2 pseudogenes are annotated in these 326 nt (G+C 30.1%); both read left to right on the forward strand.

Annotated elements, in window-relative coordinates:
* A pseudogene (locus ACFIO5_RS13075) lies at positions 1–98 on the forward strand (type I methionyl aminopeptidase); the annotation flags it as partial.
* A 17-nt stretch (positions 99–115) separates the two neighbouring features.
* Positions 116–326: pseudogene (locus ACFIO5_RS13080) on the forward strand (RadC family protein); the annotation flags it as partial.

Consider the following 326-nt stretch of genomic DNA (forward strand, 5'->3'; position numbering starts at 1 on the left):
CACAGTATGAACATACAATTGGTGTAACAAACGAAGGTTGCGAAATATTTACGCAATCTCCTAAAAATATTTTTTATATTTCAAATTCATATGTCTAAATAAATGTAGAAATGTCATGGCTAAAAAGTTAAGTAAAAAGGGAGATATTCAAAGAGATCATTTTGCATTAATCTCAAGTTTCCCACTTAATCAAACACCAGAAACAAAAAGTGAAAAACTTCAGAAAAATTTACTGCTTCATAAGTATTACCAGGGACATCGTGAACGTCTGCGTAGACGTTATTTAAAGTCAAAAGGAAATGCAATTGAAGATTATGAATATCTTG

This window comes from Bartonella sp. AA86SXKL (genome assembly GCF_042196885.1).